Source organism: Hydrogenophaga sp. L76 (genome assembly GCF_057654755.1).
Genome location: NZ_CM172807.1, coordinates 3,388,342 through 3,411,133 on the forward strand (window position 1 = coordinate 3,388,342; position 22,792 = coordinate 3,411,133).

At 64.8% G+C, this 22,792-nt stretch carries 29 protein-coding genes; 17 read left to right on the top strand and 12 right to left on the bottom strand.

Annotated features, from left to right (window positions below):
* Positions 1-30: 30 nt before the first annotated feature.
* From AC23D4_RS16490 to AC23D4_RS16500, 3 genes are all read right to left on the bottom strand, one after another.
* Positions 31-510, bottom strand: a complete 480-nt coding sequence (locus AC23D4_RS16490; RefSeq protein ID WP_472890329.1) for a TlpA family protein disulfide reductase — start codon at positions 508-510, stop codon at positions 31-33.
* Positions 511-686: 176 nt separating this feature from the next.
* Positions 687-1,157: a thioredoxin fold domain-containing protein gene (locus AC23D4_RS16495; protein WP_472890321.1), complete on the bottom strand. Its 471-nt coding sequence runs from the start codon at positions 1,155-1,157 to the stop codon at positions 687-689.
* 50 nt (positions 1,158-1,207) lie between these two features.
* Entirely contained in the window at positions 1,208-2,473 is a 1,266-nt protein-coding gene (locus AC23D4_RS16500; protein WP_472890320.1) for a CaiB/BaiF CoA transferase family protein, read from the bottom strand.
* Positions 2,474-2,533: 60 nt separating this feature from the next.
* Here AC23D4_RS16500 and AC23D4_RS16505 point away from each other — a divergent pair, with 60 nt between their 5' ends.
* From AC23D4_RS16505 to AC23D4_RS16530, 6 genes are all read left to right on the top strand, one after another.
* Positions 2,534-3,070, top strand: coding sequence for a hypothetical protein (locus tag AC23D4_RS16505; protein ID WP_472890319.1), 537 nt, complete (start codon positions 2,534-2,536; stop codon positions 3,068-3,070).
* Entirely contained in the window at positions 3,067-4,335 is a 1,269-nt protein-coding gene (locus AC23D4_RS16510) for an MFS transporter (RefSeq protein WP_472890318.1), read from the top strand. Before AC23D4_RS16505 ends, AC23D4_RS16510 begins: the two co-directional genes overlap by 4 nt.
* 9 nt (positions 4,336-4,344) lie before the next feature.
* Positions 4,345-4,791 carry a PTS sugar transporter subunit IIA gene (locus AC23D4_RS16515; RefSeq protein ID WP_305360838.1) on the top strand — a complete coding sequence of 149 codons (447 nt, stop codon included), beginning with the start codon at positions 4,345-4,347 and terminating at the stop codon, positions 4,789-4,791.
* A complete protein-coding gene (locus AC23D4_RS16520; protein WP_472890317.1) occupies positions 4,760-5,029 on the top strand; it encodes an HPr family phosphocarrier protein in 270 nt (89 codons plus the stop codon). The genes AC23D4_RS16515 and AC23D4_RS16520 overlap by 32 nt, the downstream gene beginning before the upstream one ends.
* Positions 5,030-5,177: 148 nt before the next feature.
* A complete protein-coding gene (gene ptsP, locus AC23D4_RS16525; RefSeq protein WP_472890316.1) occupies positions 5,178-6,950 on the top strand; it encodes a phosphoenolpyruvate--protein phosphotransferase in 1,773 nt (590 codons plus the stop codon).
* A 24-nt stretch (positions 6,951-6,974) separates the two neighbouring features.
* Complete coding sequence (locus tag AC23D4_RS16530) at positions 6,975-7,115, top strand: VOC family protein (protein ID WP_472890315.1); 141 nt, start codon at positions 6,975-6,977, stop codon at positions 7,113-7,115.
* Between the two features lie 240 nt (positions 7,116-7,355).
* On the opposite strand, the gene AC23D4_RS16535 is transcribed toward AC23D4_RS16530, so the two are convergent.
* Positions 7,356-8,192: a DMT family transporter gene (locus tag AC23D4_RS16535; protein WP_472890314.1), complete on the bottom strand. Its 837-nt coding sequence runs from the start codon at positions 8,190-8,192 to the stop codon at positions 7,356-7,358.
* A gap of 103 nt (positions 8,193-8,295) precedes the next feature.
* Between AC23D4_RS16535 and AC23D4_RS16540 the strand changes: the two genes are divergently transcribed.
* A complete protein-coding gene (locus tag AC23D4_RS16540; RefSeq protein ID WP_472890313.1) occupies positions 8,296-8,646 on the top strand; it encodes a carboxymuconolactone decarboxylase family protein in 351 nt (116 codons plus the stop codon).
* A 125-nt stretch (positions 8,647-8,771) separates the two neighbouring features.
* On the opposite strand, the gene AC23D4_RS16545 is transcribed toward AC23D4_RS16540, so the two are convergent.
* From AC23D4_RS16545 to AC23D4_RS16565, 5 genes are read right to left on the bottom strand one after another with little or no spacing between them, the layout of a single operon-like run.
* Positions 8,772-9,455 (bottom strand): helix-turn-helix transcriptional regulator, encoded by a 684-nt coding sequence (locus tag AC23D4_RS16545; protein WP_472890312.1) that lies wholly within the window; start codon positions 9,453-9,455, stop codon positions 8,772-8,774.
* A gap of 2 nt (positions 9,456-9,457) precedes the next feature.
* Positions 9,458-10,480: a lipoyl synthase gene (gene lipA / locus AC23D4_RS16550; RefSeq protein ID WP_472890311.1), complete on the bottom strand. Its 1,023-nt coding sequence runs from the start codon at positions 10,478-10,480 to the stop codon at positions 9,458-9,460.
* Between the two features lie 38 nt (positions 10,481-10,518).
* A complete protein-coding gene (gene lipB, locus AC23D4_RS16555) occupies positions 10,519-11,211 on the bottom strand; it encodes a lipoyl(octanoyl) transferase LipB (protein WP_472890310.1) in 693 nt (230 codons plus the stop codon).
* Positions 11,212-11,213: 2 nt separating this feature from the next.
* Positions 11,214-11,498 (bottom strand): HP0495 family protein, encoded by a 285-nt coding sequence (locus tag AC23D4_RS16560; protein ID WP_472890309.1) that lies wholly within the window; start codon positions 11,496-11,498, stop codon positions 11,214-11,216.
* An 11-nt stretch (positions 11,499-11,509) separates the two neighbouring features.
* The gene (locus tag AC23D4_RS16565; protein ID WP_472890308.1) at positions 11,510-12,433 is read right to left on the bottom strand and encodes a D-amino acid aminotransferase; all 924 of its coding nucleotides are present in this window, start codon (positions 12,431-12,433) and stop codon (positions 11,510-11,512) included.
* Between the two features lie 134 nt (positions 12,434-12,567).
* On the opposite strand from AC23D4_RS16565, the gene AC23D4_RS16570 reads away from it, so the two are divergent.
* The 10 genes from AC23D4_RS16570 to AC23D4_RS16615 all read left to right on the top strand — a co-directional run bounded on the left by AC23D4_RS16570 (position 12,568) and on the right by AC23D4_RS16615 (position 20,686).
* Positions 12,568-13,086 carry an ATP synthase subunit I gene (locus AC23D4_RS16570; RefSeq protein ID WP_472890307.1) on the top strand — a complete coding sequence of 173 codons (519 nt, stop codon included), beginning with the start codon at positions 12,568-12,570 and terminating at the stop codon, positions 13,084-13,086.
* A gap of 15 nt (positions 13,087-13,101) precedes the next feature.
* On the top strand, positions 13,102-13,980 hold the full coding sequence (gene atpB / locus AC23D4_RS16575; protein WP_472890306.1) for a F0F1 ATP synthase subunit A: 879 nt from the start codon (positions 13,102-13,104) through the stop codon (positions 13,978-13,980).
* Positions 13,981-14,057: 77 nt separating this feature from the next.
* Positions 14,058-14,309 (top strand): F0F1 ATP synthase subunit C, encoded by a 252-nt coding sequence (gene atpE / locus AC23D4_RS16580; RefSeq protein ID WP_305360850.1) that lies wholly within the window; start codon positions 14,058-14,060, stop codon positions 14,307-14,309.
* A 124-nt stretch (positions 14,310-14,433) separates the two neighbouring features.
* Positions 14,434-14,904, top strand: coding sequence for a F0F1 ATP synthase subunit B (locus AC23D4_RS16585; RefSeq protein ID WP_305360851.1), 471 nt, complete (start codon positions 14,434-14,436; stop codon positions 14,902-14,904).
* A gap of 53 nt (positions 14,905-14,957) precedes the next feature.
* Entirely contained in the window at positions 14,958-15,488 is a 531-nt protein-coding gene (locus tag AC23D4_RS16590; protein WP_472890305.1) for a F0F1 ATP synthase subunit delta, read from the top strand.
* Between the two features lie 60 nt (positions 15,489-15,548).
* Complete coding sequence (gene atpA / locus AC23D4_RS16595) at positions 15,549-17,105, top strand: F0F1 ATP synthase subunit alpha (protein ID WP_077334653.1); 1,557 nt, start codon at positions 15,549-15,551, stop codon at positions 17,103-17,105.
* A gap of 31 nt (positions 17,106-17,136) precedes the next feature.
* Entirely contained in the window at positions 17,137-18,003 is an 867-nt protein-coding gene (gene atpG / locus AC23D4_RS16600; protein WP_305362962.1) for a F0F1 ATP synthase subunit gamma, read from the top strand.
* Between the two features lie 44 nt (positions 18,004-18,047).
* Positions 18,048-19,454, top strand: a complete 1,407-nt coding sequence (gene atpD, locus AC23D4_RS16605) for a F0F1 ATP synthase subunit beta (protein WP_472890304.1) — start codon at positions 18,048-18,050, stop codon at positions 19,452-19,454.
* Between the two features lie 119 nt (positions 19,455-19,573).
* The gene (locus AC23D4_RS16610; protein WP_226491019.1) at positions 19,574-19,990 is read left to right on the top strand and encodes a F0F1 ATP synthase subunit epsilon; all 417 of its coding nucleotides are present in this window, start codon (positions 19,574-19,576) and stop codon (positions 19,988-19,990) included.
* A 123-nt stretch (positions 19,991-20,113) separates the two neighbouring features.
* A complete protein-coding gene (locus tag AC23D4_RS16615) occupies positions 20,114-20,686 on the top strand; it encodes a cyclic nucleotide-binding domain-containing protein (protein WP_472890303.1) in 573 nt (190 codons plus the stop codon).
* Between the two features lie 26 nt (positions 20,687-20,712).
* On the opposite strand, the gene AC23D4_RS16620 is transcribed toward AC23D4_RS16615, so the two are convergent.
* From AC23D4_RS16620 to AC23D4_RS16630, 3 genes are read right to left on the bottom strand one after another with little or no spacing between them, the layout of a single operon-like run.
* Positions 20,713-21,240, bottom strand: a complete 528-nt coding sequence (locus AC23D4_RS16620) for a TPM domain-containing protein (RefSeq protein WP_472890302.1) — start codon at positions 21,238-21,240, stop codon at positions 20,713-20,715.
* A gap of 5 nt (positions 21,241-21,245) precedes the next feature.
* Positions 21,246-22,145: a TPM domain-containing protein gene (locus AC23D4_RS16625; RefSeq protein ID WP_472890301.1), complete on the bottom strand. Its 900-nt coding sequence runs from the start codon at positions 22,143-22,145 to the stop codon at positions 21,246-21,248.
* Positions 22,142-22,750, bottom strand: a complete 609-nt coding sequence (locus AC23D4_RS16630; protein WP_472890300.1) for a LemA family protein — start codon at positions 22,748-22,750, stop codon at positions 22,142-22,144. Before AC23D4_RS16630 ends, AC23D4_RS16625 begins: the two co-directional genes overlap by 4 nt.
* Between the last annotated feature and the right edge of the window lie 42 nt (positions 22,751-22,792).

Below are 22,792 nucleotides of genomic sequence, written 5' to 3' on the forward strand. Positions count from 1 at the left end.
TTTTCATGCGAGAACATGCCTGGACGGGTGTCAACCCTTGGCGAGCAACTCTTCGATCAGGTTGTGCAGCGCCGTCATGTCGGGTTCGCCGACGAAGCGCTTGACGATGATGCCCTGTTTGTCCACCAGGTAGGTGGTGGGGGTGAGCTTCACGTCGCCCCAGGCCTTCGCCAGTTCCCCGGTGTTGTCGAGGGCTACCTTGAAGGGCAGTTGCCGGGTCTTGGCGAAATTGAGCACCCAGGCGGGCGGGTCGTAGCTCATGGCCACGGCCACGGTGTCGTACCCGCGGTCCTTGTATTTGTTGTAGGTCGCGGTCAGCGCCGGCATTTCCTTGACGCAGGAGACGCAGGTCGTGGCCCAGAAGTTCACCAGCGTCACTTTGCCTTTGAGGTCGGCGGTGGTGGACTGGCTGCCGTCGATCAGCACAAAGGTGGAAGCCGGGGCGGCGTCACGGGTGCCGCAACCGCTCAGGCTGAAAGTTGCGGCGGCCACGACAGCAAACAGCGTCATGACGGAGCGGCGGCGGGTGGCCAAATCGGTGATGGTGGAACGGAAAAACATGGGGCAGGGTTCGCTCAAGGGAAGGTGATGCGGTTCACGGCCAATCGTTGGCGGAATGTGAGAGATGGACCTTTGCCAGCAGTGGGAGTTCAACGGAACCGGTAAAAGTTCAATCCGCCGGGGATTCAGGTGGCGTGTGCCGATTTCAGTTTGATGCGGGCTTCCTGGAGACGTGCATTGAGGTATTCCCCGTAAAAATCCGGCACCGCCACGCCGACCAGGCGTTCGGCCAGCTCTTGCCCCTTGGGTCCGAGGAAGAGCACCGTCGGTGCAAAGCGCGCTTTCCACAGCCGGGCCTGTTCGGCCGGGGTGGTGTTTTCGCCCTGGAAGCCCTGCAGGTTGCTGCTGCGGTCGCGGATGTCGATCTGCACCGCCTGCACCTTGCCCTCGCGCCGCAGGGGCAGCAGGTAGCTGTTGCGGACCAGGTCGCAATACGGGCAGCCACTCAGCGTGGTCATCACCACCAGCGGTTCCCCGAGGGCTGCGGCGGCCAGAGCTGCGCCGCGCAGGGACGCCGGGCTGGGCAAGGCCGCGGATCGGTTGATCGGGGTGGCGGCGGTTGCCACTTCTTCAGGCTTCGTTGCGGTGGTGCTCATGGCAAGTGGGGCGTCAGGGTCACAGGAAGAGGGGGACGAGCAGGCCAGCGTCAGACGATACCGCGCGCGCGAAGTTCCGACAAGCGCTCGGGCGTGTGGGCCAGCCAGTCGCCCAGCACCTCGGCCGTGTGCTCGCCCAGCAGCGGTGGCGGCAGATCGCTGCGCACCGGGGTGGCGCTGAGCTTGAGCGGGCTGGCCACCAGGTCTACCGCGTCGGCCAGCGGGTGCTGCCAGGTCTGCACCATGCCGCGCTCTTGCACCTGCGGGTCGGCAAACACCTCGGCCAGGTTGTTGATCGGGCCGCCGGGCACCTTGGCGGCTTCCAGCGCGGCGAGCCAGTCGGCCTTGCTGCGCGTCTTCATGATCGCTTCGAGCAGCGGTACCAGCACGTCTCGGTGGCGCACGCGGTTCTGGTTGCGGGCGAAGCGTTCGTCCTGCGCCAGATCCGGGCGGCCCGCCACCTCGCAGAATTTGGCGAACTGGCCGTCGTTGCCCACGGCCAGGATGATGTGCTGAGGCCGCCTCTGCGCATCCGGCGCGACCTCAAACACCTGGTAGGGCACGATATTGACATGCGCGTTGCCCGCGCGACCGGGCACCTTGCCGTCGTCACGGCCGCGCACCAGGTAGTTGGCGCCCAGGTTGGCGAGCATGGTGACCTGCGTGTCGAGCAGGGCCATGTCGATGTGTTGTCCCTCGCCGGTGCGCTCGGCGTGGCGCAGCGCGGCCTGGATGGCTACCGTGGCGTAGAGCCCGGTGAACAGGTCGGCCACCGCCACACCCACCTTCTGCGGGCCGCCGCCGGGCAGATCATCGCGCTCGCCGGTGACGCTCATCAGCCCGCCCATGCCCTGGATCGCGTAGTCGTAACCCGCGCGGTCCTTGTACGGTCCGGTCTGGCCGAAGCCGGTGATCGAGCAGTAGACCAGCTTCGGGTTGATGGCGTGCAGCGACGCGAAATCGAGCCCGTAGCGCGCCATGTCGCCGACCTTGTAGTTCTCCACGAACACGTCGGCCTTGGCGGCGAGTTCGCGGATCAGCGCCTGGCCTTCGGGTTGCGCGATGTCGCAGGTGATGGATCGCTTGTTGCGGTTGGCGCCCAGGTAGTAGGCGGCCTCGGCGGTGTCGGCGCCGTCGCGCCCCTTCAGGAAGGGTGGGCCCCAGCCGCGTGTGTCGTCGCCACCGGGGTGGTTGGGGCCAGGCGGGCGCTCCACCTTCACCACGTCGGCGCCCAGATCGGCGAGCGTTTGCGTGCACCAGGGCCCGGCCAGCACGCGGGACAAATCGAGTATGCGGATACCATCCAGAGCGTTCATCGGGCCATTGTGCCCGTACCGGCGTTGCCCGGTTGTCGCGCTTTTTGTCCGGAGATCCCGTTGTCGTATTCATCCCGCGCAGCGTGGCTGGCCTCGCTGCTCGCCCTGGGCGCCTGCAGCCCCACCTTCAACTGGCGCGAGCTGCGCCTGGACGGCGCGCCCTTGCTCGCCCTCATGCCCTGCAAACCCGAGAGCGCCACGCGCACGGTGCCTTTGGCTGGCGCGCCGGCCGAGCTGCACATGCACAGCTGCGAAACCGGTGGCCTGCGCTTTGCCGTGGCCTGGGCCGATGTGGGCAATGCCGCCCAGGTGCCGACCGCGCTGGCCGCCTGGCGCAGCGCCAGCCTTCAATCCATTCGAGCGGTGCCCACACCGGCCGACGATCCGGCCTACGGGTGGACCGTGAGCGTGGCCGGTACACCGGCGGCGCTCGGCGTGAGCGCGCAAGGTCAAGATCCACAAGGCCAGCCGGTGCAGACGCGCGCCGCCTATTTCGCCCAGGGCACGCAGGTGTTTCAAGCCGCCGTGTACGGCGCCCAGCTGACCGACGAGGCGGTGGATCCGTTCTTCGCCGGTTTGCGCCTGCCCACCCCATGAGCGCTCAGGCCAGACCGCCGGTGCCCGAGAACGAATGGCTGGCACCGCGCACGGCGGTGTGGGTCTTTCTCGCTTTTGCGCTGGCCTATTTTTTGTCGGCGCTGGTGCGTGCCGTTACCGCCACACTCTCGCCGGTCCTCAGCGCCGAACTATCGCTGCAGGCGAGTGACCTGGGCCTGCTGGCCGGGGGTTACTTCTTCGGTTTCGCGCTGACGCAGCTGCCGCTGGGCACCTGGCTGGACCGCTATGGCCCGCGCCGCGTCATCCTGGCTTTCCTGTGTGTGGCGGTGCTGGGCTGTGTGGCCTTTGCGTTGGCCACCAGTTTCACCGGATTGCTCGCGGCGCGCGTGCTGACCGGCATGGGGGTGAGCGCCTGCCTGATGGCGCCGCTCACCGGCTACCGGCGCTGGCTGAGCCCGGCCACGCAGATGCGCGCCAACTCCTGGATGCTCATGACCGGCTCGTTCGGCATGGTGGCGTCGACCTTGCCCGTGCAGTGGCTCATGCCGCTGCTGGGCTGGCGCGGGTTGTTCTGGTTGCTTGCCGGGCTGGTGGTGGTGTCCATGCTGGGCATCGCCGCGCTCGTGCCCGCCTGGCGTCACCACGGGAGCGCCGGTGCGCCCGCTGCGGGCAGGGCCGTTGGCTATGGCGAGATCTGGCGTCACCCGTATTTCCGCCAGATGGTGCCCATCGGATTCGTGAACTACGGCGGCATGGTGGCGGTGCAAACCCTATGGGCCGGCCCCTGGATGGTCAAGGTGGCCGGCTACACGCCGGATCAGTCGGCACTGGGCCTCTTTGGCATCAACCTGTGCATGCTCGCGGCGTTCTGGCTGTGGGGCGTGATCAACCCCCACCTCGCCCACCGCGGCCTGTTGCCCGAACGCCTGATCGCGTGGGGCTTGCCGTTCAGCTTCGTGGCGCTGGGTGCCATCGTCTGGCTGGGCGCCGATGCGGGCTGGCAACTGTGGGCCGTGTTTTGTGTGGGCAGCACCTTTGTGGCCTTGTCGCAGCCAGCGGTGGCACAGGCCTTGCCGCCCCAGGCGGCCGGACGGGCGCTCTCGGCGTTCAACCTGGTCATCTTTGCCGGGATTTTTGTGGTCCAGTGGTCGATCGGCCTGGTGGTGGACGCCTTCGGCACGCTGGGCTGGAGCACCGAATCCAGTTTCCGGGGTGCCGTGGCCGTGTTCGGGCTGTGCTGTTTGTCAGCGTATGGGGTTTTTTTGCGCGGCTACCGGCGACATGCGGTTTCGCCGCGGGACTAAACTGCACCCATGAACGGCATCCTCATCATTGCGCACGCCCCGCTCGCTTCGGCTCTGCGCCAGTGTGTGCTGCATGTGTTTCCCGACAGCGCGGATGCGGTGTCGGCGCTGGATGTCCAGCCCAACGTACCGCCCGAAGAATCGCTGGCACAGGCGCGTGCGTTGTTGCGCCAGCTCGACAAGCCCAATACCCTGGTCGTGACCGACGTGTTTGGTGCCACACCCTGCAATGTGGCGCAGAAGCTGGTCGACGGCGTGCGCTCCAAGCTGATCGCCGGCGTCAACCTGCCCATGCTGCTGCGCACCGTGTCCTACCGCCACGAGTCGCTCGATGCCCTGGTCGCGCGCGCCATGATCGGCGCCACGCAAGGGGTCATCCAGGTGGCTGTGACCGCACCCCAGAACCAGGCCCGAAGAGCCACCCATGATCAAGACCACCGTGACCATCAGCAATAAGCTCGGGCTGCACGCACGCGCCTCGGCCAAACTCACCAAAATCGCCGGCAGCCACAGCTGCGACGTCTGGATGTCGCGCGGCGATCGTCGCATCAACGCCAAGAGCATCATGGGCGTCATGATGCTGGCCGCCGGGATGGGCAGCATGGTCGAGATCGAGACCAACGGCCCGGACGAGCAGGCTGCGATGGACGCCATCGTCGCCCTGATCAACGACAAGTTCGGCGAGGGAGAGTGATGACACCCCCTTGCGTTTCCCCGCCTGCGGTATGGACCCGGGGCTCCGCCGCTGCGCGGGTCGCTGCCCCCCAAGGGGGCTGTTTCGCCGTGGGGCGGCCCGGCGGCGAAACGGCCGTTGGCCTTGAACGTTTGCGCTCGAGGTCAGCATGAGTTTCACGGTCCATGGCCTGGCGGTCTCCCGGGGCATTGCCATCGGGCGGGCCGTCATCGTGGCTTCCAGCCGCGTGGACGTGGCGCACTATTTTGTCAAGGTCGAACAGGTCGAGGCCGAGATCGAGCGTCTGCGCTCGGCGCGCAAGGCGGTGGTCGAAGAGATCGGCCGCGTGCAGCACAGCCTGGGTGAACTGGGGTCCAACGACGCCCACCCGGAACTCAGCGCCCTGCTCGATGTGCACCTCATGCTGCTGCAGGACGAGCAGCTCACCAACGGTGTCAAACACTGGATCGTGGACCGCCACTACAACGCCGAATGGGCGCTGACCACCCAGCTGGAGGTGATCGCGCGCCAGTTCGACGAAATGGAAGACCCCTACCTGCGCGAGCGCAAGGCCGATCTGGAGCAGGTGGTCGAGCGCATGCTGCGCTTCATGCGCGGCGTGGCCTCGCCCGTGGCAGCGCCGCGGCCCGCTGCCACGGATGGCAAGAGCGACACCCTGTTCGACCCCTCGGTCGAGGTGCCGCTGGTGCTGATCGCCCACGACCTGTCGCCGGCCGACATGCTGCAGTTCAAGCAGAGCGTGTTTGCGGGCTTCGTGACGGACGTGGGCGGAAAGACCAGCCACACCGCCATCGTCGCGCGCAGCATGGACATCCCGGCCGTGGTGGGTGCGCGTTCGGCCAGCCACCTGATCAACCAGGACGACTGGGTCATCATCGATGGTGACGCCGGCGTCGTGGTGGTCGATCCGTCAGCGATTCTGCTGGCCGAGTACGGCTTCAAGCAACGCCAGGGCGAGGTCGAGCGCGAGCGCCTCTCGCGTCTGAAGAACACCCCGGCCATCACCCTCGACGGGCAGAAGATCGAGCTGCTGGCCAACATCGAACAACCCGAAGACGCGGTCGGCGCGCTCAAGGCCGGCGCCGTGGGTGTGGGCTTGTTCCGAACCGAGTTCCTGTTCATGGGCCGCAACGGCAAGCTGCCCGACGAAGAAGAGCAGTACCAGGCCTACCGCCGTGCGGTCGAGGGCATGCAGGGCTTGCCCGTCACCATCCGGACGGTGGACGTGGGCGCCGACAAACCCCTGGACCGAACACCCGTGCGAGCGGGCGAAGACCATCTGAACCCGGCGCTGGGCCTGCGCGCCATCCGCTGGAGTCTGGCCGAGCCGACCATGTTTCTTTCGCAGTTGCGGGCCATCCTGCGCGCTGCGGCGCACGGCGCGATCAACCTGCTCATTCCGATGCTGGCGCACGCGAGCGAGATCCGCCAGACGCTGGCGCTGGTGGACCGCGCGCGCGAGCAACTCGACGCGCGGGGCCAGGCCTGTGGTCCGGTGCGCCTGGGCGCGATGATCGAGGTCCCCGCTGCGGCGCTCACCATTCCGCTGTTTCTGCGGTACTTCGATTTTCTGTCCATCGGCACCAACGACCTGATCCAGTACACGCTGGCCATCGACCGCGCCGACGAAGCCGTTTCGCACCTGTACGACCCGGTGCATCCGGCTGTCCTGCAACTGCTGGCCAGCACCATCGCGCAGTGCCGCGCCCAGGGCAAGGGCGTGAGCGTGTGCGGCGAAATGGCGGGCGACGTGGCCATGACGCGCTTGTTGCTCGGCCTGGGTCTGCGCAGTTTCTCCATGCACCCGTCGCAGATCCTCGCGGTCAAGCAACAAATCCTGCGCTGCGACACGGTCAAGCTTGCGACCTGGGCGCAGAGCGTGCTTGTGGCCGAGGACCCGGCGGCGCTGATGGCGGACTGAAGCTTGCCGGATGGGGCGCGCCCTGTGCTGCTGCGCATCCACCACGCCGCAATCATCTGCTCGGACGTCGAACGGTCCCCGCGGTTTTATGCCGGGGTGCTGGGTCTGCCGGTGATCGGTGAGCGAGACGCGCCAGAGCTGGAAACGGGACCTGGTCTTGCCTGACGGTTCACAGATCGCACTGTTTTGTTCCCCGGGTGCGCCACACCGACTCTCGTATCCGGAGGCGCAGGGCGTGGAGGTCGAGCCGGTGCGGTTGGACGAATACACGGGGTGCCGGTTCGCCTTTTTCGCCGACCCCGATGGCTTGCCGTTGGCGCTGTACGAGGTCAGGTCGCCCCAGGCCGATTGGCACGCACAACGCCAGGGGCGTGATCCTTGCAGCGACGTGCAAATTGGGGTGTCTCAGCGGATCCGCGTCGCCATCACCGCAGCGCCGATGATCATCACCGCGGCCAGGACCACGGATGCGCTCGGGGCCTCCCCGCGCACCCAGAGCAGGGTAAGCGTGGACAGCAGTGGTGTGAGGAAGCTCAATACACCGATCTGCCGTGCGTCACCGCGCTTGAGCGCCGCATCCCACAAAAAAAACGCCCCACCCAGAGGACCCACGCCCAGCAGGATGATCAGGCCCCAGTCGCGCGCGGACAGCGCGGTGGCTGGTTCCAGCCAGGCGTGGCACAGCAGCGAGAGCAACCCCGAGATCAGCGCAAAGCTGCCGATGGCCGCGGTGGGGAATGCCCGCACGCGTTTCGTCAGCAGCGAATAGCTGGCCCAGATCAAGGCCGAGCCGAGCGCCGGGATGTAACCCCAGGCCCAGACCGCTTCACCGGTACCGCCGCGTCCGAGTATGGCCAGCACCGCGCCGGCAAAGCCGATCAGCGCGGCCAGCACGTGGCGCGCGGTGAGCGACACACCCGGCAGGAACAGCGGCGCCATGACCACGATGCCCAGCGGCCACAGGTAGTTCACCAGGTTGGCCTGCACCGGCGGTGCGTGGCGCAGAGCGATGAAGAACAGGAAGTGGTAGCCGAAAAGGCCGTAGACCCCCAGCACCAGTGTGGAGGTTGGGATGCGCCATTGGCGCCAGTCGAAGCGCGACAGCGGCAAGGCGATCACGCTGCCGATCAGCAGCGCCAGCCCGGTCAGCAGGAACGGGGGCACGTGCGTGAGCGAAACGCCCAGCGCGGCGAGTGAGGCCCAGAGAACGATGGCGCCAAGGGCCAGCAGATGGGCCGTCATGCGGGCACCCGGAGCGCCGCCATGGGGCTTTGATCCATGACAAGGCCGCATGCCGGGTTCATGCTGGATACTCCATTGGGTATTTTTCTTCGAAGGAGTTCCATTGAGCACGTTCAATCACAGCGATCTGATGCGCGACATCAACGAGAGCCTGGCGCCGTTCCGCAAGGCTCAGCCCAGCGCCATGGCCGGCTTCGGTCAACTGGCCAAAGCCGCCATCACCGATGGCGAACTCAGTGCCAAACACAAGGAACTGATCGCGTTGTCGATCGCGGTCACGCAGCGCTGCTCGGGCTGTATCGGCTTTCACGTCAAGGCGCTGGTCCAACTGGGCTGCACACGCGCCGAACTGGAAGAGATGCTGACGGTCTGCGTGTACATGGGCGGCGGACCCGCCCTGATGTACGCCGCGGAAGTGATCGCGGCGTGGGAAAAGCTCAGCGTGAAGGCCTGAGAACCCGAACGCATGGGCGTGCGCGGGTGGGCTGATCGCAGGGAGTTGACACATGGCCTCAGCATAGTGGCCGCGCCATCGCGAGCCGCGGGTGGATCGTCGCGATCCACGGGTCTCGTTGCGGTTTAGCGACCCGCTGGCCTGCGCAGGGCGGCGGTCAGTGCCGAGGGCGAGCGGTAGCCCGTGCGTCGCGCCACCTCGGCCACCGGCAGGCCCTGGCTCCTGAAGCGGCGCGCTGCGGTCAGTCGCAAGTCGCGCAGCCAGGCCATCGGGCTTTGACCCTGTTCCTCGCGGCAACGGGCTGTGAAGTGCGCCGCACTCAGGTGCACGCGCGCCGCCAGGTCGTCCACTTGCAGGGGCTCGCGGCTGTGCGTTGTCGCCCAGTCGGTCAGCGCGGTCCAGTCAATGGCGCGCCGTGCCCGCTGGGGCATGGCCGGGGGTACCCAGGCTTCCAGCAGCAGGGCCGGGCCGAGCAACCGGGCGCGTGGCAAGGCGCTGTCGCAGGCCGCTGCGAGGTAGCTGGCCAGCGGCGCCAGTGCGCGGGGCTTCGGGTTGTGTGGGGCGTGTTGCCAGCGGGCGTCGTGCGAATCCAGCACCAGGCAGCGCGCGGCGCTGGCGGCTTCGAAATCGTGGCGGTCCCCGGGAACGATCACGACACCGTCGCCGGCCGCGATGCGCCGGCCGCGGCCATCCACTTCCAGATCCAGCACGCCGTCCAGTCCGAGCAGGATCTGGAAATGCTCGTGGGCATGGCTGCCGTGCGAGGCGCCGTAGCACCGGACCGACAGGGCATCGGTCGGGTGTTTCATGTTCAGGCCTTGGTGGCGCCAGCGTTGAGTGCGTTGTGCGCCTGCTGGTCTGCGTGGTACGAGCTGCGCACCATCGCACCGACGGCGGCGTGGGTGAAGCCCATTTTGTAGGCCTCGGCCTCGAACATCTTGAAGGTGTCGGGGTGCACGTAGCGTCGCACTGGCAGGTGGTGGCCGCTGGGCGCGAGGTACTGACCGATGGTCAGCATCTCGATGTTGTGCGCGCGCATGTCGCGCATGACTTCAAGGATCTCTTCGTCGGTCTCGCCCAGGCCGACCATCAGGCCGCTCTTGGTCGGCACGTGCGGGAACAAGGCCTTGAACTTCTTGAGCAGGTTCAGGCTGAACTGGTAGTCCGACCCCGGGCGGGCTTCCTTGTACAGGCGCGGCGCGGTTTCCAGGTTGTGGTTCATCACATCGGGCGGCGCGGCTTTCAGGATCTCCAGTGCGCGGTCGTCGCGGCCGCGGAAGTCGGGCACCAGCACCTCGATCTGCGTGCCGGGTGACAGCTCGCGGGTCTTCTGAATGCAGGCCACGAAATGGCCGGCACCACCGTCGCGCAGGTCGTCGCGGTCCACGCTGGTGATCACCACGTATTTCAACTTGAGCTGGGCAATCGTCCTGGCCAGGTTCTCCGGTTCGTTCACGTCCAGCGGGTCCGGGCGGCCGTGGCCCACGTCGCAGAACGGGCAGCGGCGCGTGCACTTGTCGCCCATGATCATGAAGGTGGCCGTGCCCTTGCCGAAACACTCGCCGATGTTGGGGCAGCTCGCTTCTTCGCACACCGTCACCAGCTTGTTGGCACGCAGCACGTCCTTGATCTCGTAGAAGCGCGTGGTCGGCGATCCGGCCTTTACGCGGATCCAGTCGGGCTTTTTCAGCACTTCGGCCGGCACGATCTTGATCGGGATGCGCGAGGTCTTGGCCTGGCTCTTCTGCTTGGCGGTGGCGTCGTAGCCGGCGGCGGGCTGGGTTTCGCGAACCGTGTGGGTGTCGGCGGCCGTGGGGGAGTCGGGGCGGGTCATGTCGTGGGCGCGGGTGGCGCAATGAATGAACGGGAGGTTCAGGGGCTGAGGGTGGTGCCGAGCTTCTGGCTCAGGACCTGGGCCGCTTCATCCCATGAAACGGCGACCCCGATTGTAGAAAGGTCCACCGTCTGCAGACCCGCATACCCACATGGGTTGATGCGCCAGTAGGGCTGCAGGTCCATGGCCACGTTGAGCGCCACGCCGTGGTAGGTACAGTGGCGACTGACCTTGATGCCCAGTGCTGCGATCTTGCCCAGACCGGTGAAGTCGGGGTCGGCCGCGGGCTGGCCTTCCACCTTCTTTTGCGGTCGCTGGGGCAGCAGGGCATGGCTGGTCGGTTCGTCCAGCCTCACGTAAATGCCGGGTGCACCGGCCACTCGATGACCGGTCACGCCGAAGTGGTCCAGTGTGCGGATCACCGCCTCTTCAATGCGGTAGACGTATTCCTTGACGAAGTAACCGGCGCGCTGCAAATCGATCAGCGGGTAGGCCACCACCTGGCCCGGGCCGTGGTAGGTCACCTGGCCGCCGCGGTTGGTCCTGATCACCGGGATGTCGCCCGGCGCGAGCAGGTGGTCGTCCTTGCCGGCAATGCCCTGCGTGAACACGGGTGGGTGCTCGCAGACCCAGAGCTCATCGGGCGTGTCGGCGGTGCGCGCCTCGGTGAACGCCACCATGGCGTCGTGGGTGGGTGCGTAGTCCACCCGGCCGAGGCTGCGGATCTGCATGCTCAGAGAACGATCTTGACCATGGGGTGCGTGGTCAGTGTGCGGTACAGCTCGTCGAGCTGCTCGCGGCTGGTCACGTACACCGACAGGGTGAGACCCATGTAGTTGCCGGCCTTGCTCGGGCGCAGTTCGATGGTCGAGGCGTCGAAACTGGGGTCGAAGGCTTTGGCCACGTGTGTCATGGCCGTGACATAGCCGTCCACGTTGGCGCCCATCACCTTGATGGGAAAGCGGCAGGGGTATTCGATGAGCGATTGCTCGGGCGGGATCTCGCGGGGCAGGTCCATGGGGGTGCTCCTCAAATCGATTGGCTGGCCTTGGCCTGCTGGTAGGCGGCGTACAGGCGGGTGTAGATCGGGCCCGGGCGACCACGCGCGGCGCCGTGGCCCACAGACTGGTCGTCCAGGGTGGTGATGGGCAGGACCTCTTTGGTGGCGGAAGACAACATCAGTTCGTCGGCGTCCAGCACCTCGGTGCGGGTGATGCGCCGCAACTCGAAAGGGATGCCTTGTGCATGGCACATTTCTTCGATCAGGCCGAAGCGGATGCCCTCGAGCAACAGGTGGTCCTTGGGCGGGCCCATCACCACGCCGTTCTTCACCACCCACACGTTGCTGGACGACGCCTCGCTGAGGTGGCCGTCACGAAACATCACCGTCTCGACCGCGCCCACGTCGGCGCTGATCTGGCGTGCCATCACCGCGCCGAGCAGGCTGGTGGTCTTGATGTGGGCCTTCTGCCAGCGGAAATCATCGGCACTCACACAGTGCACACCCTGTTCGCGCTGGGCTGGCGTGGCCTGCTTCATCTCGCTCACCATCACGAACACCGTGGGGCGCAGGCCGCGCGGCATCACGTGGTCGCGCGGTGCCACGCCGCGCGTGATCTGGATGTAGACGATTTGGTTGGACGCACCGGTGGACGCCACGAGCGCGTCGATCAAGCGCCGGGCCATGGCCAGCCATTCGGCGGGGCTGTGCGGGTTGTTGATGCGCAACGCGTCGAGCGAGCGGTCCAGCCTGGCCATGTGCTGGTCGAAGCGAAAAATGCGGCCTCCGTAGGCGGGCAGCACCTCGTAGACACCGTCGCCAAAAATGAAGCCGCGGTCCAGCACGCTGACCCTGGCGTCGCACAGCCGGATGTACTCGCCATTCAGGTGGCACAGCGATTCGGGCAGTGGCGGCGGAAGGTCGGGCGATGTGACCGGCAGGGGAGGCGTCATGGCTGAGATTATCGGCCGCGGCCGTGACAGGCGCAGATAAGCCCCTCCGGTGTATTGACGACACGGTGGGGTTTCTACGTATAATCAGCGGCTTTGCGGAACCGCACACATTTGTAACCTGCGAGTAATTTGCCATGCCGACAATGCCGAGGCTTGAGTCGACAGCACAAGCAGATGACGAACAGAATGCAGATGGGTTGCAGGAACCCGAATTCAAGCCCCTGACGCGCGAAGAAGCGCAACAGTGGCGGGCAAGTCAGCCGGAAATTTCGGTCTGGCGCTTGGTTGGAATGCAGTTGCTGGTGGGGCTGGCGGCGGGTGTGCTGGGGTGGTTGCTGACGCAGCGCGCTCCGGTGGCCTGGTCGGTTCTGTACGGCGCTGCATCGGTGGTGATCCCGTCGGCCCTGATGGCCTACGGACTGACCTCCAGTTTCCTGGCCCGGTTGTTGGCGGGTGTGGCGCAGGCTGCATTTGCCGGTTTTTTGCTGTGGGAATGGGTCAAGATTTTGCTGGCGGTCGCCATGTTGTGGCTGGCGCCGAAAATCGTCCCGGAACTCAGTTGGCTCGGCCTTCTGGCCGGTCTGGTGTTGACTCTCAAGGTGTACTGGTTTGGGTTCTTGGCCCAAGCCAGGCGTTCAAAGTTAAACGGTTGATTGGCGCGAACGAACATGGCTGCAGAAGGTATCGGTCCCACCCCCGGTGAGTACATTCGCCACCACTTGACCCATTTGACGAATCAGGAGCAGGGCTTCATCGTCGACTTTTCGGTCATCAACCTCGACTCCGTGATCGTCAGCTCCTTGCTGGGTGCGATCGTGTGTTTCGTCCTCTGGCGCGCCGCCCGTTCGGCGCATGCCGGTGTGCCGGGTCGCTTCCAGGCGGCGGTGGAAATGCTGGTTGAAATGGTGGACAGCCAGGCCAAGGGCGTGATCCACAACGCCAACAGCCGCAAACTGGTTGCCCCGCTGGCGCTCACCGTGTTCTGCTGGATTTTCGCCATGAACTTCATGGACATGATCCCGGTGGATCTGCTGCCCAAGATCTGGGAAGGCATCTATGGTGCCGCTGGTCACGATCCACACCACGCCTATCTGCGTGTCGTGCCCACTGCCGATCTTTCGACCACGCTGGGGCTGTCGGTCTCCGTGCTGTTGATGTGCGTGTTCTACAACCTCAAGATCAAGGGTCTGGGTGGTTGGGCGCACGAGCTGGTGACCGCACCTTTTGGCACCAGCAAAAATCCTTTCTGGGCACTGCTCTTGGGCGTGACCAACTTCCTGATGCAAATGATCGAGTTCGTGGCGAAGACGGTTTCGCACGGCATGCGGTTGTTTGGCAACATGTTCGCGGGTGAACTGGTGTTCATGCTGATTGCGCTGTTGGGTGGCTTCGCTTCCCTCTCGTTGTCCGGTGGGCTCTTCTTCGTCGGACACGTGATCGCAGGCACGGTGTGGACCTTGTTTCACATTTTGGTCATCACCTTGCAGGCGTTCATTTTCATGATGCTGGCCCTGATTTATCTGGGTCAAGCGCATGACGCTCACTAAGTTGCGCGGTTTCACCTCGCTCTGAGTTCTCTCGTTTCTTCCCTTTCTCAACTTTCGTTCATCTCATAGGAGTCATCATGGAAAACGTTCTGGGTCTTGTCGCACTGGCTTGCGGTCTTATCGTCGGTCTGGGTGCCGTTGGCGCCTCTATCGGTATTGCCCTGATGGGTGGCAAGTTCCTCGAGTCGTCGGCCCGTCAGCCTGAACTCATGAACGACCTGCAGACCAAGATGTTCATCTTGGCCGGTCTGATTGACGCCGCTTTCCTGATCGGTGTGGCCATTGCCCTGCTGTTCGCGTTCGCCAACCCCTTCACGCTCGCCGCTTAATGGGTTTTGCTGCCATGCGCGGCGGCGCCCTGCAGGCCGGTTGGTTCTGGTCTGCGATCCGGTTGTCCGCTGACGCTGCAGCAAGCGCGTCACCACTCCTGTCAACACACAGAAAGGCGTTGCGATGAATATCAATGCAACCCTCTTCGCGCAGGCCGTCGTTTTTGCGATCCTGGTGTGGTTCACGATGAAATTCGTGTGGCCCCCCATCGCCAAGGCACTTGACGAGCGTGCGTTGAAGATTTCCGAAGGACTGGCCTCTGCCGAGAAGGCCAAGTCCGAACTGGCCGTGGCCAACAAGCGCGTTGAAGCAGAGTTGAGCCAGTCGCGCAACGAGGCCGCCACCCGCCTGGCCGACGCCGAGCGTCGTGCCCAGGCCGTGATCGACGAGGCGAAGGCCCGTGCCACGGACGAAGCCGCCAAGATTGTGGCCACCGCCCGCCAGGAAGCCGATCAGCAGGTCGTCAAGGCCCGTGAAGCGCTGCGCGAAGAAGTGGCCGCGCTGGCCGTCAAGGGTGCCGAGCAGATCCTCAAGCGTGAAGTCAACGCCGGCGTTCATGCCGAGTTGCTGGGTCGCCTGAAGACCGAGCTCTGATGCGCTCGACGTCCACGTTCCATCCGATATCCGCAGGCATCCAAAGGTAGACCATGGCCGAAATCGCCACCATTGCCCGCCCCTACGCCGAAGCGCTGTTCCAGGCTGCAGGCGCTGACGCGGCCGGCACCGCCGTCTGGCTCGATGAGCTGGCTGCTGTTGCTTCCAATGAGCAGTTGCGCCAGTTCGCTGATGCGCCCAAGTCTTCGTCCGAGCAGGTGTTCGGGGTCATCACCGGTGTGCTCAAGAGCGCGCTGCCGGTCATGGCCCAGAATTTTCTGCGCACGGTGATCGACAACGGTCGCATTGATGCGTTGCCCGAAATGGCAGCGCAGTTCCGTTTGCTGAAAAACGCCCAGCAGGGCAGTTTCGACGCCGTGGTTTACAGCGCCTTCGACATGGACAGTGTTGCACTGGCCGATCTGTCGGGTGTGCTGGAAAAGCGCTTTGGACGCAAGCTCAACCTGAAGGTGGAGCTCCAGCCGGACCTGATCGGTGGCGTTCGCGTGGTGGTGGGTGACGAGGTGCTCGACACCTCGATCAAAGCCCGCCTGGAACAAATGAAAGTTGCGCTAACGGCCTGAAGCCCGTTGGTCGAATCCCGGGCGCGCCCTCATCCCATTTAACGAAAGAAGGAAAGAGTCATGCAACTCAATCCCGCCGAAATCTCTGAACTGATCAAGTCCCGTATCGAGGGTCTGGGTGCATCGAGCGATGTGCGCAACCAGGGCACCGTGGTGTCGGTGACCGACGGTATCGTCCGTGTGCACGGCCTGTCCGATGTGATGCAGGGCGAAATGCTGGAATTTCCTGCCAACAAGGATGGTGTGCCTTCCTTTGGCCTGGCTCTGAACCTTGAGCGCGACTCCGTCGGCGCCGTGATTCTGGGTGAATACGAACACATTTCCGAAGGTGAAACCGTCAAGTGCACGGGCCGCATTCTGGAAGTGCCGGTCGGCCCAGAGCTGATCGGCCGCGTGGTCAACGCTCTGGGCGCTCCGATCGACGGCAAGGGCCCGATCAACGCCAAGATGACCGACGTGATCGAAAAGGTCGCCCCGGGCGTGATCGCCCGTAAATCGGTGGACCAGCCGGTGCAGACCGGCCTGAAGTCGATCGACTCGATGGTGCCCGTCGGCCGTGGCCAGCGCGAGCTGATCATTGGCGACCGCCAGACCGGCAAGACCGCCGTGGCCATCGACGCCATCATCAACCAGAAGGGTCAGAACATGACCTGCGTTTACGTCGCGATTGGCCAGAAGGCCTCGTCGATCAAGAACGTGGTGCGTGCCCTGGAGCAAGCCGGCGCGATGGACTACACCATCGTCGTGGCCGCTTCGGCTTCTGAATCGGCCGCCATGCAGTACCTGTCGGCCTACTCCGGCTGCACCATGGGCGAGTACTTCCGCGACCGCGGCCAGGACGCGCTGATCGTGTACGACGACCTGTCCAAGCAGGCCGTGGCTTACCGCCAGGTTTCGTTGCTGCTGCGCCGCCCGCCAGGCCGCGAAGCCTACCCCGGCGACGTGTTCTATCTCCACAGCCGCCTGCTGGAGCGCGCCGCTCGCGTCAACGCCGACTACGTCGAAGCCTTCACCAAGGGTGAAGTCAAGGGCAAGACCGGTTCGCTGACCGCCCTGCCCATCATTGAAACGCAAGCCGGCGACGTGTCCGCTTTCGTGCCGACCAACGTGATCTCGATCACCGACGGCCAGATCTTCCTGGAAACCAGCCTGTTCAACGCCGGTGTCCGCCCCGCCATCAACGCCGGTATCTCGGTGTCGCGCGTCGGTGGTGCTGCCCAGACCAAGCTGATCAAGAGCCTGTCCGGCGGTATCCGTACCGACCTGGCCCAGTACCGTGAACTGGCTGCGTTCGCGCAGTTCGCTTCCGATCTGGACGAAGCCACCCGCAAGCAGCTCGACCGCGGTGCCCGCGTGACCGAACTGCTCAAGCAGGCCCAGTACAGCCCGCAGTCCATCGCCTTGATGGCCTCCACGCTGTTCGCCGTGAACAAGGGCTACCTGGACGACATCGAAATCAAGCAAGTCTTGCCTTTCGAAGCCGGCATGCACGCCCACCTCAAGGACAAGTACGCGGCCCTGCTGGCCAAGCTGGAAAACGACAAGGCCATGGACAAGGATGCTGAAGCCCAGCTGGCCGCCGCCATTGCCGAGTTCAAGAAAACCGGCACGTACTGAACCGGCCCATTGACCCGATAAAGGAGCAGCAATGGCAGCAGGCAAGGAAATACGCGGCAAGATCAAATCGGTGGAGAACACCAAGAAGATCACCAAAGCCATGGAGATGGTCGCCGCCTCCAAAATGCGCAAGGCGCAGGAACGCATGCGTGCGGCCCGGCCTTACGCGGAAAAGGTGCGCCAGATCACCGGCAACCTGAGCCGCGCGAACCCCGAGTACACGCACGCCTTCATGAAGGTCAACGACGCCAAGACCGCCGGTTTTGTCGTTGTGACGACCGACAAAGGCCTGTGCGGCGGCATGAACACCAACGTGCTGCGGGCGCTGACGTCCCAGCTCAAGGATCTGCAGGCCAAAGGCGTGGGTGCCGAAGCTGTGGCCATTGGCAACAAGGGTCTCGGTTTCCTCAACCGCATCAACGCCAAGGTGGTGTCCAGCGCAACCGGACTGGGCGACACGCCCCATCTGGACAAGCTGATCGGCCCCGTGAAAACGCTGCTCGACGCCTACACCGAAGGCCGGATCAACGCGGTCTACCTGTGCTACACCCGGTTCATCAACACGATGAAGCAGGAAGCCGTGACCGAGCAATTGCTGCCGTTGAACGCCGGCACCTTGCAGGATGGCGCTGGCGGACGCGACTGGGACTACATCTACGAACCCGACGCACCCGCCGTGATTGACGAGCTGCTGCTGCGCTACGTGGAAGCCCAGGTCTACCAGGCTGTGGCCGAAAACATGGCCTCCGAGCAGTCGGCGCGCATGGTGGCCATGAAGGCCGCCACCGACAACGCTGGCAGCGTCATCGGCGAACTCAAGCTGGTCTACAACAAGACCCGCCAGGCCGCGATCACGAAAGAACTTTCGGAAATCGTTGCCGGCGCCGCAGCGGTCTGAAGCAGCCGTTCAACAGAATCCAGAGAATTTAAAAGGTATCCATCATGTCTCAAGTACAAGGCAAGATCGTCCAGTGTATCGGCGCCGTGGTTGACGTGGAATTTCCGCGCAACCAGATGCCGCACATTTATGACGCCCTGAAAATGGAGGGCTCGGCCCTGACGCTGGAAGTCCAGCAACAGCTGGGTGACGGCGTGGTGCGCACGATTGCGCTGGGCTCGTCCGACGGCTTGCGCCGCGGCATGCTGGTGACCAACACCGCCGAACCCATCATGGTGCCCGTGGGCAAGGCCACCCTGGGCCGCATCATGGACGTGCTCGGCACGCCCATCGACGAGCGCGGCCCGGTTGACCAGACCCTGACCGCCTCCATCCACCGCAAGGCCCCGGCCTATGACGAACTCAGCCCCTCGCAGGAACTGCTGGAAACCGGCATCAAGGTGATCGACCTGATCTGCCCTTTTGCCAAGGGCGGCAAGGTGGGCCTGTTCGGTGGCGCCGGTGTGGGCAAGACCGTGAACATGATGGAGCTCATCAACAACATCGCCAAGGCCCACAGCGGTCTGTCGGTGTTCGCCGGTGTGGGTGAACGTACCCGCGAAGGCAACGACTTCTACCACGAGATGGCCGACTCCAAGGTGGTGGACCTTGAGAACCTGCCCAACTCCAAAGTGGCCATGGTCTACGGCCAGATGAACGAACCCCCGGGCAACCGTCTGCGCGTGGCCCTGACCGGTCTGACCATCGCCGAGTCCTTCCGTGACGAAGGCCGTGACGTGCTGTTCTTCGTGGACAACATCTACCGTTTCACGCTGGCCGGTACCGAAGTGTCCGCCCTGCTGGGCCGCATGCCTTCCGCCGTGGGCTACCAGCCGACGCTGGCCGAAGAAATGGGCCGCCTGCAAGAGCGCATCACCTCGACCAAGGTCGGCTCGATCACCTCCATCCAGGCCGTTTACGTGCCAGCCGATGACTTGACCGACCCGTCGCCTGCCACCACCTTCGCCCACCTGGATTCCACCGTGGTGCTGTCGCGTGACATCGCTTCGCTGGGTATCTACCCCGCCGTGGACCCGCTGGACTCCACCAGCCGCCAGCTGGATCCGCTGGTCGTGGGTCAGGAACACTACGAAACCGCCCGCTCCGTGCAGAACACGCTGCAGCGCTACAAGGAACTGCGCGACATCATCGCCATCCTGGGCATGGACGAACTGGCCCCTGAAGACAAGCTGGCCGTGGCCCGGGCGCGCAAGATCCAGCGTTTCCTGTCGCAGCCGTTCCACGTGGCCGAAGTGTTCACCGGTTCGCCCGGCAAGTACGTGCCGCTGTCGGAAACCATCCGCGGCTTCAAGATGATCACCAGCGGCGAGTGCGATCACCTGCCCGAGCAGTCGTTCTACATGGTCGGCACGATCGACGAAGCCTTCGAGAAGGCCAAAAAGGTGGCGTAAAGCGGAGCCCGGGGGGCGGCGTTGTTGCCATGCTCGCCGTACGCTGGTACGGCTCCGCACGGCACCTGGCCAGGCACCCCGTTGCTTGCTTCCCACCCACCTTTTTTATTGGAGTAACTATGAGCACCATCCGCGTCGATGTGGTCAGCGCCGAAGAGTCCATCTTTTCGGGCGAGGCCAAGTTCGTGGCGCTGCCGGGTGAAGCCGGTGAACTGGGCATTCTGCCCGGTCACATTCCGCTGATCACCCGCATCAAGCCCGGTGCCGTGCGCATCGAAAAAGCCGACGGCGGCGAAGAGTTCGTGTTTGTGGCGGGTGGCATTCTGGAAGTGCAGCCGAACCACATCACTGTGTTGTCCGATACCGCCATCCGCGGCAAGGATCTGGACGAGGCCAAGGCCACCGACGCGCGCAAGCAGGCCGAAGAAGCGGTCAAGAACGCCAAGAGCGATATCGATCTGGCCAAGGCCACGTCCGAACTCGCTGTCATGGCCGCCCAGATTGCAGCGCTGCGCAAGTACCGCCAGAAAAAGTAAAACGCCCTGCGCGTTCTGCCCCAAGAAGACCGGTCGTTGGCCGGTCTTTTTTTTTGCTGGTTTCTCTTGAGAGCCCGCACAATACAAGGATCTTGTCGAACCGCCTCAACCCCCACCTCCGCCATGTCGTCGATATTTGAAAGCCCGGACCTGGCACCCGAGGAAGTGGCGGCGCGCCTTCTGGTCACCGCGTCTGCGCTGGACGACCTGACCTTGGCAGACGCCGTGAAGGTGGTGGCGTACATGCGACCCAAGCGCATCAAGTCCGGGACGGTGTTCATCCAGGAAGGCGAAATCCGGCAGAACGACTACATGCTGCTGGTGCTCGAAGGCGACATCGCGGTAGAGAATGCCATGCCCGGTCTCAACGACAGCATGGTGGTCAACATCATGGGGCCGGGACATCTGATCGGCGAGATGGGCGTGCTGGACGGATCACCCCGCTCTGCCACCTGCACCGCCACCACCGACATCTACGCGGCGGTCCTCTCCCGAACCGCCCTCATGCGACTGCTCAAGGACGAGCCCCGTGTCGGCGCCCGATTGTTGCTGGCGATCTCCAAACGCATGGCCGACCGCCTGCGCGAGACCACCCGCAAGCTCAGGACCTTTGCCCAGATGAACAAGGCATTGCAGCAGGAGTTGCAGGTGGTCATGAACAGCCGCACCGGATTCGACACCCAGAAACGCCGGTAGGCCGAACACGGGCCTGCAGGCACGCCTCAGGCGCGCACGACGTTGTTGCTCAACTGGTTGGGGCGCCAGGTGTCGGCCGAAGCTGGGAAGTGCGCCACCAGCAGCGCCGATACCTCTTCCAGCGCCTGCGTCAAACCGTCTTCGAACTCACCACTGTGCAGGCGGGCGCCGAGCCGGTCCACGATGGCCTGCCACTGCGCCTGATCCACACGTTGCGTGAGGGCCCGGTCGGCCACGAACTCGATCGCGTGCTCGGCCAGCAGCAGGTAGATCAACACACCGTTGTTGTGCTCGGTGTCCCAGACGCCCATGCGTCCAAACCAGCTCACCGCACGCTCGCGCACCAGGGCCTCGACCGGCTGAGCGGGCTGCAGGCGCCACAGGTAGGACAACGGCAGCGCCGCTTCGACGCACAAACGCACCTCGCCGGTGTGGCGGGCTTCGCTGGCCGCGACCCGCTGGGCCAGACGTTCTGCCATGTCGTCCGGCACCGCGCGGCGGGTGTCCGAGGCATCGAGCCAGCGGTGTTTGAGGATGCACAGCCATTTGTTCATCTTGCTCACCAGCCTCCCGAAGCGCCGCCGCCACCAAAATTGCCCCCACCGCCCGAGCCAAATCCGCCGCCCCCACCGAACCCGCCCCCTCCGCCGAAACCGCCGCCGCCCCAGCCGCCAGGGTGCCCGCCGCGGGAGCCGCGCCCCGAGGTGGGTGCAGTGGGCAGAAACTGGATGAACAGGGCGGCCAGCATCCCCAGTAAGCCGGCACCGATGGCGATCCAGGCCACCGAGGTGATGAACCAGGCCAGTCCACCCGCCGCGCCACCGGTGAGCAGGGTGCCGAACTTGTTGCCAAAGATGCCCCGCAAAACGCTCGAGACGATCGGTACGGCAAAGACCAGAAAGATCAGCACGTCCATCCACTCAAAGCCATTCACCGCAGCGGGTGCGGCCTGCGGCAGCGGGAGATCCTCGCCGGCGATGCGCGCGAGGATCTGGTCCACCCCGGCCTGGATGCCACCGGCGTAGTCGCCCCGGCGGAAGGCGGGCGTGACCGCCTGGTCGATGATGCGGCGCGCGATCAGGTCTGGGATCGCGCCCTCCAGTGTCTTGGCCGTCGCGATGCGCAGGCGGCGGTCGTCCTTGGCGATGACGAACAAGACCCCGTCTCCCACGTCCTTGCGCCCGATCTTCCAGGCGTCGCCCAGGCGCTGGGTGTAGTCGGCGATGTCTTCCGGAGCGGTGGTCGCCACCATCAGCACCACGACCTGCGAGCCGCGGCTCTTCTCAAAAGCTTCCAGCTTGGCTTCGATGGCGGCGAGGCTGCTCGCATCGAGCGTGCCCGTCTGGTCCATCACGCGGGCGCGCAACTCGGGCAAGGGCTGAAGCCCCTGGGCCCAGGCCATCGATGCCAGCAGCCAGAGGGCCACCGCCAGCAAGGGGCGACGCCAGTGGGCGGTCATTGTTTGTTGAAGTCGACCGTCGGTGGTGCGGAAATGGCGGCTTCGTTCTCCACCTGGAAGCCGGCCTTGGGCGCGTAGCTGAAGACCATGGCGGTCAGGTTGGTCGGGAAGCTGCGTGCGAGCACGTTGTATTCCTGGATGGCCTGGATGTAGCGGTTGCGGGCCACCGTGATGCGGTTTTCGGTGCCTTCGAGCTGCACGCGCAGGTCGCTGAAGGCCTGGTTGGCCTTCAGGTTCGGGTACTGCTCAACGACCACCATCAGACGGCTCAGCGCGCTGCTCACCTCACCCTGCGCAGCCTGGAATTTCTGCATCGCGGCCGGGTCGTTCAGCATCTCCGGCGTCATCTGGATCGAAGTGGCTTTGGAGCGGGCCTCGATCACCTTGGTCAGCGTCTCCTGCTCGAAGTTGGCCTCGCCCTTGACCGTGGCGACGATGTTGGGGATCAGGTCGGCGCGGCGCTGGTACTGGTTCAGCACCTCGGACCAGGCGGATTTGCTCTGTTCGTCCAGGCGCTGGAAATCGTTGTAGCCGCAACCGCTGAGGCTGGCCGCGAGGAACAGGGCCAGGGCCCAGGTGGTCAAAGGTTTGATCAAGGTGCGCATGGGTCCTCCGGAGGCGTTGGCCAGAATGGGGCAGGCGGTGTC